The sequence below is a fragment of the Delftia sp. PX-1 genome (genome assembly GCF_055797465.1).
Map to the genome: position 1 here is coordinate 4,812,648 of NZ_CP184763.1, position 9,534 is coordinate 4,822,181.

Annotated in this window: 1 protein-coding gene (cut by a window edge); it reads right to left on the reverse strand. The window is 71.4% G+C overall.

The genetic code is table 11. The annotated features are described in order from the left end of the window. Positions 1-9,527, reverse strand: partial view of a non-ribosomal peptide synthetase gene (locus tag ACN20X_RS22120; RefSeq protein WP_473209927.1) — the 5' portion only. It extends 457 nt beyond the left edge of the window; the window shows 9,527 of its 9,984 coding nt (coding positions 1-9,527); it begins with the start codon at positions 9,525-9,527; the stop codon falls past the left edge of the window. Positions 9,528-9,534: the final 7 nt, after the last annotated feature.

Consider the following 9,534-nt stretch of genomic DNA (forward strand, 5'->3'; position numbering starts at 1 on the left):
GGCAGGCCGCTGGCCAGTCTTGCGCGCAGTGCCGCAGCGTCCAGGGGAGGGCCTGCATGCAGTGATGCATGCAGCGGTGCATATAGCGACGCATGCAGCGATGCATGTAGAGATACATGCGCCACAAGGCGCGTATCACCGCCGGACCCCGCTGCCGTGACCACGGCCTCGCGCACCTCGGGCTGGGCCAGCAGCGCGGCCTCCACCTCGCCCAGCTCGATGCGGTGGCCGCGGATCTTGACCTGGTGGTCCAGCCGGCCCAGGTATTCCAGCGCGCCATCGGCATTGCGGCGCACCAGGTCGCCCGTGCGGTACAGGCGTTCGCCAGCCGCGCCCGGTCCCGCGAAAGGATCGGCCACAAAACGCTCTGCGCTCAGGCCCGGCCGCTGCCAGTAGCCGCGCGCCAGGCCCTGGCCGCCAATGAACAGCTCCCCGACCACGCCTTGCGGCACGCAGCGCAGTCCTTCGTCAAGCACCAGCAGCCGGGTGGCCGCGATGGCCTGGCCCAGCGTGGCGGCATCGCCCTGCACCTGCTGCAGGCTGGACCAGATCGTGGTCTCGGTCGGGCCGTAGAGGTTCCAGAGGTCCACGCCCGCCGCGCGCAGCAGGGCGATCAGGTCCGGCGCAAGCGCCTCGCCGCCGCACAGCGCCTTCAGGGGCCGTGCCGCCTTCCAGCCACCGGCCAGCAGCAGGCGCCAGCCCGAGGGCGTGGCCTGCATCACGCTGGCGCGGCTGCGCTCCAGCAGCGCCGCCAGCGCGGCCGCGTCGCGCACCTGCTCGCGCCCGGCCACCACCAGCTGCGCGCCCACGGCCAGGGGCAGGAAGATCTCCAGGCCCGCAATGTCGAAGGACACGGAGGTCGTGGCCAGCACCACGTCCTGCGCCTGCAGGCCCGGCTGTGCCGCCATGGACTGCAGGAAGTTGGAGAAGGCCGCATGCCGCACCACCACGCCCTTGGGCCGGCCGGTGGAGCCCGAGGTGTAGATCACATAGGCGGCCTGGTCGCCATGCACCTCGACGCGGGGCGCGCGTTCCGTGCCTGCCTGCGGCCCTGGCTCCCTTGCCTCCACTGCCTCCAGCACCTCCAGTACCTCCAGCGCCTCCAGTTCCAGCACCTTCGGCACGCTGGCGGCGAGCAAGGCCAGCCGGCCCGGCGCCAAGCCCGAGGCCAGCGCCAGGCAGGCTCCGCTGTCCTGCAGCATGTACCGCATGCGCTCATCGGGCAGGGCTGGATCGACGGGCACGTAGGCAGCGCCCGCCTTGAGGATGGCCAGCAGGCCGGCCACCATGGCGGCCCCGCGCTCGGCCACCAGGCCCACGCGCTGCCCAGGCCGCAGCCCCTGGGCGCTCAAGGCCTGCGCCAGGCGGCTGGCCCGCCGGTCCAGATCGCCGTAGCTGAACACCTGTCCGTCCGCAGCCAGGGCCGGGGCCTGGGGCCGCTGCCTTGCCTGCGTCTCGAACATGCGGTGCACCGGCAAGGCCTGCGGCCAGGAGCGGGGGTTGCCGGCCTGCGCCAGCAGCGTCTGGCGCTCGGCCGGGGGCACCACGTCCAGCGTGCGCAGGTCGCGGCCGGGCTGCTGCTGCAGCGCCTGCACCAGCGCCTGCAGGGCCTGCTGCATGTAGGCGCAGACGCGCCCGGCCCCTACGCTGCGCACCACCTGGGCGACGAGCACAAAGCCCTGGCCGTCGTCATCCACAGCCATGCCCACGGGATAGTTGCTGCGCTCGGGGCGACCCAGCACCTGCACGCCGGCCCGGGCCAGCTCTTGCGCAGCGCCCTCTGCCGCGCCATGCCGGTAGTTCAGCAATGCGCTGAACAGCGGCGTTCCCGCAGGCAGGCCGCTGCAGCGCTGGGCCAGCGACAGGCTGGCATGCTCGTGCTGCAGCAGCGCCGCAAGCGCCGCCGCCGTGCTGCGCAGGCCCTGGAGCACGCTGCCTTCGCCCAGCGGCAGGCGCAGCGGCAAGGTGTTGATGAACATGCCCAGCGCCTGGTTCGCACCGGCGCCGCCGTCCATGCGGCCCATCAGCACGGTGCCGAAGACCGGCTCCTGCCTGCCGCTGGTGCGGGCCAGCACCAGCGCCCAGGCCAGGTGGCAGAGCGCGGCGGGGCTGACGCCGTGCGCACGCGCCTGGCGGCGCATGCCCTGGGCCAGTGGGGCGTCCAACCGCAGGCGGGCCTCCTCCATGCCCCGGCCATCGCCTTGCACGTCCAGCAGGCCGAAGGCGGCCGTGGGCTCCTGCACATCGGCCAGCATGCGGCGGAAGAATCGCTCGTGCGCCTCGGCCGCCACGCCCTGGCGCGCCTGCGCCACAAAGCGCCGGAAGGGCACGGGCACCGGCAGCTCGGCTGCACGGCCCTGCTGAAGCCGCAGCACTTCCTGCAGCAGCAGGTCCAGCGTGATGCGGTCCATCACCAGGTGGTGACTCAGCAGTTGCAGCAGCCAGCGGCCTTGCCCGGCATCGTGTGCGGCCCGCGCCCCTATCATCGGCGCCTGCCGCACGTCCAGGCGCAGGTCGTGGCTGCGCAGTTGCTCCAGCATCTGCGGCACCAGTGCCTCATGTGCCTCATCCGCATCAGGCCACTGCAGCTGCAGCGGTGCCTGGCGCAGCACCACCTGCACGGGCTCGGACAGCCCCTCCCAGAGCACGGCCGTGCGCAGGATGTCATGGCGCGCAATCACCTGGTTGAGGCTGTGCACGAAGGATTGCAGCTGCTCGCGCGCCCCGAAGCTCAGCAGGTTGGGCGAGACGAACACATCGCCCCCGGACTGCAGCAGGTGGTGGAACAAAATTCCCTCCTGCAACGGCGCCAACGGGTATATGTCCTGGATGTTGGCCGCCCCACCGGGCACCGCAGCGGCGATGCGTGCAATCTCATCGTCATCCAGCGCCACCAGGGTCAGCATGTCCGGCGTGATCGCCGTGCAGCCTTCGGGGATGCCGTTGGGTGGCACATCGATCTCGCCGGCCACCTGCTCACCCTGCTGCTCCTGCTGTTCCTCCAGCACCGCCTGCGCAAACTCCGCCAGCCTCGGGTGCTGGAACAGCGTGCGCACCTGCACGCGCAGGCCCTGGGCGCGCACGCGCTCCAGCAGGCCCAGGGCGAGCAGCGAATGCCCGCCCAGCTCGAAGAAGCCGTCCTGCCGGCCCACGCGCTCCACGCCCAGCACCTCGGCCCAGATCTTCGCCAGTGTTTCCTCCAGCTCTCCCTGCGGTGCCTCGTATTGCTGGGCGCTGACCATCTCCGGCTCGGGCAGCGCCTTGCGGTCCACCTTGCCGTTGGCCGTCAAAGGCAGGGCGTCAAGCACGACGATGGCCGAGGGCACCATGTAGTCGGGCAGCGCATGGCCCAGCCGGTCCTTGAGCAAACCGTCTTCGGCTGGCGAATTCAGCGAGACATAGGCCACCAATCGCGCCCCGCCTGCACCCTCCCTGGCCAACACCACGGCCTCACGCACTTCAGGCTGGGCCAGCAGTTGCGACTGCACCTCGCCCAGCTCGATGCGGAAGCCCCGGATCTTGACCTGCTGGTCGGCACGGCCCAGGTATTCAAGTTCGCCCTGGGCACTCCAGCGCACCAGGTCGCCCGTGCAGTACAGGCGCTCGCCCGTCTCGCTGAACGGGTTGGCAATGAAGCGCTCTGCCGTCAGCCCTTGCCTGTTGAGATAGCCGCGTGCCAAGCCCTCGCCCGCCACGTACAGCTCCCCGGCCACGCCCTGCGGCAGCAGGTTCAGGCTGCCATCGAGCACATACAGGCCCAGGTCCGGAATCGCCACGCCCACCGGGCTGCGTCCGCCCTCCAGATCCTTCTGCGTGATCTCCCGGTACGTCACATGCACCGTGGTCTCGGTGATGCCGTACATGTTGATGAGTTGGGGGCCCTGGTCACCGAAGCGGTCGAACCAGGGCCGCAGGCTCTCGGGCTCCAGCGCCTCGCCGCCAAAGACCACATGGCGCAGCGCCAGGCCAGCACTGCCTTCTTCATCCTGCTCCACGGCATGCACCAGTTGCCCGAAGGCCGAAGGTGTTTGATTGAGAACCGTTACGCGCTCCGCACGCAGCAAGGCCAGGAAGTCCTGGGGCGAACGGCTGATCCAGTACGGCACCACCACCAGCCTGCCCCCCGTGCACAGCGCGCCAAAGATCTCCCAGACCGAGAAGTCGAAGGCATAGGAATGGAACAGGGTCCAGACATCGTCAGGCCCGAAGCCGAACCAGGCATCGGTGGCATCCAGCAGCCGTGCCACGTTGCGGTGGCTCAGTTGCGCGCCCTTGGGACGGCCCGTGGAGCCCGAGGTGTAGATCACATAGGCCAGGCTGTCCGGGCTCACATCGACCTGCGGATCGGTATCGGGTTCGCCCGACAGGTCCAGTAGGTCGATCTCCAGCACCTGCAGCGCAGCAGCGCCGGGAATGCGCTTGCGCACCACAGCCTGCGTCAGCACCAGAGAGATCCCGCTGTCGGCCACCATGTGCGCCAGCCGGTCGGCAGGGTAGTCCGGGTCCAGCGGCACATAGGCGCCACCGGCCTTGAGGATGGCCAGCAGGCCGACCACCATCTCCACCGAGCGCTGCATGGCAATGCCCACGCGGGTCTCCGGGCGCACGCCCAGGGCGATCAGACAGTGGGCCAGGCGGTTGGCCTGGGCGTCGAGTTCGGCGTAGCCGAGAACGTGGTGCTCGAAGGACAGCGCCTGCGCCCCGGCCCGCGCCAATGCCTGGCTGGCGAAGCGGCCGTGCAGCGTCTGCGCTGCGGCCGGCCGACCGGCAGGCAGGCCGGCGGCGCGGCCCCATGCCTGCTGCCTGTGCAGTTCGGCCGCGCCCAGCAAGGCGACCTCGCCCACCTTGCGGGCCGGATCATCGGCCAGCGCCTGCAGCATGGCCACATAGTGGCCGGCCAGCGCGCCGATGGTGGAAGCCTCGAACAATTCGCGGGCATAGGTCAGGCGCAGGTGCAGGCGGCCCTGCGCATCGTCGGTGGTGTCCACGGTCAGCTCGAACTGGGCGCCCCGGCCCTGCAGCGCATATTCCTGCAGCTCCAGCCCAGGCAGTTGCTGCAGCGCGCTGCGGTCCTGGCGCTGGTGGTTGAACAGCACCTGGAACAGCGGCTGGGTGCCGGCGTTGCGTTCAGGCTGCAGCGCCTCGACCAGTTGCTCGAAGGGCAGGTCCTGGTGGGCCTGCGCGCCCTGGGCGGCCTGCCGGGCCTGGTCCAGCAGTTGCGCCAGGCCCATGCGCCCGTCCAGCGTGGCGCGCAGAACCTGGGTGTTCACGAAAAAGCCCACCGTGCCCTGCGTTTCCACCCGGTGGCGGTTGGCAATGGGCACGCCCACGCGAATGTCTTCCTGGCCCGTGTAGCGGTGCAGCACGGCCTGCAGGCCGGCCAGCAGCAGCACGAACAGCGTTGCGTCCTGCGCCTGGGCGCGGCGGCGCAGGCTGCCGACCAGATCGGCCGGCAGCTGCAGGCCATGGCTGGCGGCCACATGGTCCGCGCCGGGCCGGCGCGGGTGGTCGGTGGGCAGTTGCAGCACGGGGTGCGTGTCGCCCAGCTGGGTGCGCCAGTAGGCCAGTTGCCGCTGCCGCTCGCCGGCCTCCAGCCACTGGCGCTGCCAGGCCGCGTAGTCGGCGTACTGCAGCGGCAGGGGTGCGGCCTGCGGCACCTGTCCCTGGCACCGTGCGCGGTACTGCTGCACGAATTCATCCACGATGATCTGCATGGACCAGCCGTCGGAGACGATGTGGTGCATGGCCACGACCAGCAGATGCACCTCGGCCGACTCCCGGATCAGGCCCACGCGCAGCAGCGGCCCGGCCTGCAGGTCGAAGGGCTGGCGGTGCACGGCGGCCGCCGCCTGTTCCAGTTGTTCCTGGCGCTGCGCAGCGGGGAGTTCGGACAGATCCGTTTGCTCGACCCGCACACCGCCCTGTGCGGCGATCACCTGCACCACCTGCCCGTCCCCGCCCATGCGGAACACCGTGCGCAGCGACTCGTGGCGCGCCACCAGCGCGTCGAAGCTTTGCTGCAGCGCCAGCACATCGAGCGTGCCCAGCAGACGCAGCGCGCCGCTGATGTGATAGGCCGTACCGGCCGGCTCCAGCTGCCACAGGAACCACTGGCGCAATTGCGCAAAGGACAGCGGCAGCGGGCCACTGCGGTCGGCCCTGGGCAGGGGCGCCGCGCCTTCGGTCTGCTCGGCGCCGGCGACCGGCCCCTCCACCAGCCGTGCCACACCCGCCGGCGTCTTGCCCGTGAACAGCTGCTTGGGCGTGAGCTTGACGCCGCGCCTGCGGGCGCGCGCCACCAGCTTGAGCGCGAGGATGGAGTCCCCGCCCAGCGCGAAGAAGTCGTCATGCCGGCCCACGCGCTCCAGGCCGAAGAGGTCGGCCCAGACGGCGGCCAGTGCCTGCTCGGCCTCGCCTTGGGGCGCCTCGAAAAGATCGGCGGCCGCCTGCTCCGGCACGGGCAGGGCCTTGCGGTCGATCTTGCCGTTGGCCGTCAGGGGCATGCCCTCCAGCACGGTGATGCTGGCGGGCACCATGTACTCGGGCAGCGCCTGCGCCAGCGCGGCGGCCCACCCCGGCCTGTCGGCGGGAACGCCCGCCTGGGGCACGGCATAGGCATGCAGCTGCATGCGCCCGTCGCCGCCCCCATCCCCATCCCCATTCCCATTCCCATCCAGCCGCGCCACGACTTCGGCCTGGGCCACGCCGGGCACGGCCTGCAGCGCCAGCGCCACCTCGCGCAGTTCCACGCGGTAGCCGCGCACCTTCACCTGGTCGTCCATGCGGCCCAGGAACTGCAGGCTGCCATCGGCCAGCATGGTCACGCGGTCGCCCGTGCGGTACAGGCGCTCGCCCGGCTGGAACGGGCTGGCCACGAAGCGCTCTGCCGTCTGCCCGGGCCGGGCCTGGTAGCCGCGCGCCAGGCCCGGCCCGCCCAGGTACAGCTCGCCGCTGGCGCCCCGAGGCACGGGCTGCAGGTCGGCATCCAGCACCAGGGCGCGGCTATTGGCCAGCGGCCTGCCCACGGGCAGGCTTTCGCCGCCGCGCAGCGCCTCGCCCGCCTCCTGGGTGAGGATGCCCACCGTGGTTTCGGTGGGGCCGTAATGGTTGAGCACGCGGCAGCCGGGCCTGAGCGCGGCGATGCGGTCGATCAGCGGCCAGCGCGTGGCCTCGCCGCCCAGCACCAGGCGGCTGGCAGGCAGCACGTCAGCGGGCATGCCGGCATTCAGCAGCCCCTGCAGATGGCTGGGCACGATCTTGAGCACGTCCACCCGGTGCTCTGCCATGTAGCGCGCGAAGCCGTCGGGGTCGAAGGCCAGTTCGGGCGCCATCAGATGCAGCGCGCGCCCCGAGCACAGCGCGCCGAACAGCACGGTGTGCCCCAGGTCCGCCGCCACGGTCGAGACCATGGCCATGCTGCGCGCCGCCTCGGGCAGGTCCAGCCGCTGCAGCACGGCCTGCACATAGTGGGCCAGCGCCCCGTGGCTGACGACCACGCCCTTGGGCTGCCCGGTCGAGCCCGAGGTGTAGATCACATAGGCGCCCTGTGCGGAATGCGGCGGCGCGGCCGGCGGCGCCTGCCCCGCAATGCACGGCTCCTGGCAGGCATTCGGGTCCAGGCTCAGCAGGGGAACGCCCGCGTCCCAGGCGGGCGCCTGCTGGCAGAGCATCAGCACCGCGCCGCTGTCGCGCAGCTGCCAGGCCAGCCGCTGCGCCGGCAGGCCGGGGTCCAGGGGCACACAGGTGCCACCGGCCTTGAGCACGGCGAGCAGGCCCAGCACAAAGGCGCAGCTGCGCTCGGCATGCAGGGCCACGCGCACATCGGCCCCCACGCCGCGCGCCAACAGGGCCCGGGCCAGCTGGTCGGACTGCCGGTCCAGCTGAGCGTAGTCCAGGACAGAGCCTGCGTCCCTGACCGCCGTGCCATCGGGCTGGGCCTGCACGGCGCGCGACCACAGCTGCAGCACGCTGTCGGCGCCAAAGGCCTGCACCGGGCCTGCAGACTCCGACACGCGGCCTGGCAGTGACAGTTCGCCCAGCCTGGGCTGCCTGTCGCTGATTGCGGCGCTGACCTGCCGCGCAAGGTCCTGGAACGCGGCGGCCATGTCGCGCACCACGGCCTCGTCGAACAGTTCATCGGCGTAGATCAGCACGCAGTCGATGCCGTCCTGCCGGTCGGTGAAGTCCAGGCTCAGGTCGAAATGCGCCTGGCCGCTGGAGACGGCCTGCATGGCGATCTCCAGGCCGGCGATGTGGCGCGCGGCCGAGGCATCTTCCTGCTGGGTGCACTTGACCTGGAACAGCGGGTGAACGCCCGGCTGGCGGGCCGGCTGCAGCGCCTCGACCAGCAGGTGGAACGGCAGGTCCTGGTGGGCCTGCGCGCCCAGCACCGCCTCGCGCACCTGCGCCAGCAGCGCGCCGAAGTCCTGCGCGGGATCGATGTGCGTGCGCAGCACCAGCAGGTTCAGGAAGTAGCCGATCAGCCCATGCGTCTCGGCCTTCTGGCGGTTGGCCACGGGCGTGCCCACGCGCAGCTCGCGCGTGCCGCTGAAGCGGTACAGCACCAGCTTGAGCAGGGCCAGCATCACCATGAACAGCGAGGCGCCATGCGCGCGGCCCAGGGCGCGCACGCGGGTGGCCAGCGCGGCGGGCAGCGTGAACTCCAGGCGCTGCTCCTGTGCTTCCTGCACGGCCGCCCTGGCCTGCTTCATCGGCAGGGCCAGGGCCTCGTGCTCGGTGCCCAGCCGGGCACGCCAGTAGTCCAGCTGCCGCTCGCGCTCACCGGCATCGAACCAGCGGCGCTGCCAGACGGCATAGTCGGCGAACTGCAGGGCCATGGCCGGCAGGCGCGATGGCTGCTGCGTGCGCAGGGCCTCGTACAGGTGGAACAGCTCCTGGATCACGATGCCGTTGGACCAGCCATCGCCCGCAATGTGGTGCAGCGACAGGCCCAGCACATGCTCCTGCGCGCCCAGCCGGCACAGGACGGCGCGCAATGGCGTTTCCGTGTCCAGCGCAAAGGGCTGGCGGGCCAGCAGCAGCACCTGGCGCTGCGCCTCGGCCTGCGGATCGCCGTCCGTCCATGCGCCCAGATCGACATGGCGCAGGGGCACGGGCGCGGCGGGCTGGATGGACTGCCGGGGCTCGCCGTCCTCGCCGGCCGGATAGCAGGTGCGCAGGATCTCGTGGCGCTCGGCCAGGGCCTGCAGCGCCTGCTCCAGCGCCCACGCATCCAGCGGCCCCTTGAGCGACAGCGATCCCACCATGTTGTAGGCGGGGCTGGCGGGCTCCAGCCGCCAGGTGAGCCAGAGGCTGCGCTGCGCGGGGGACAGGGCAATGGCCAGCGTGCGGTCGCAGCGGGTGATGGTGTGGGCCGTGTTGCGGGCGTCGCCGTCCGGCAGGCCACCTGCGCCACCTGCGCCAGATGCAGCGGGTGCGCCGGATGCACCCCGGAGCCTCAGGGCCAGTGCGGCGCGCTGCGCATCGGACAGGCGGGACTTGCGGGAATCGAGATCGTTCAGGGACATGGTGGTC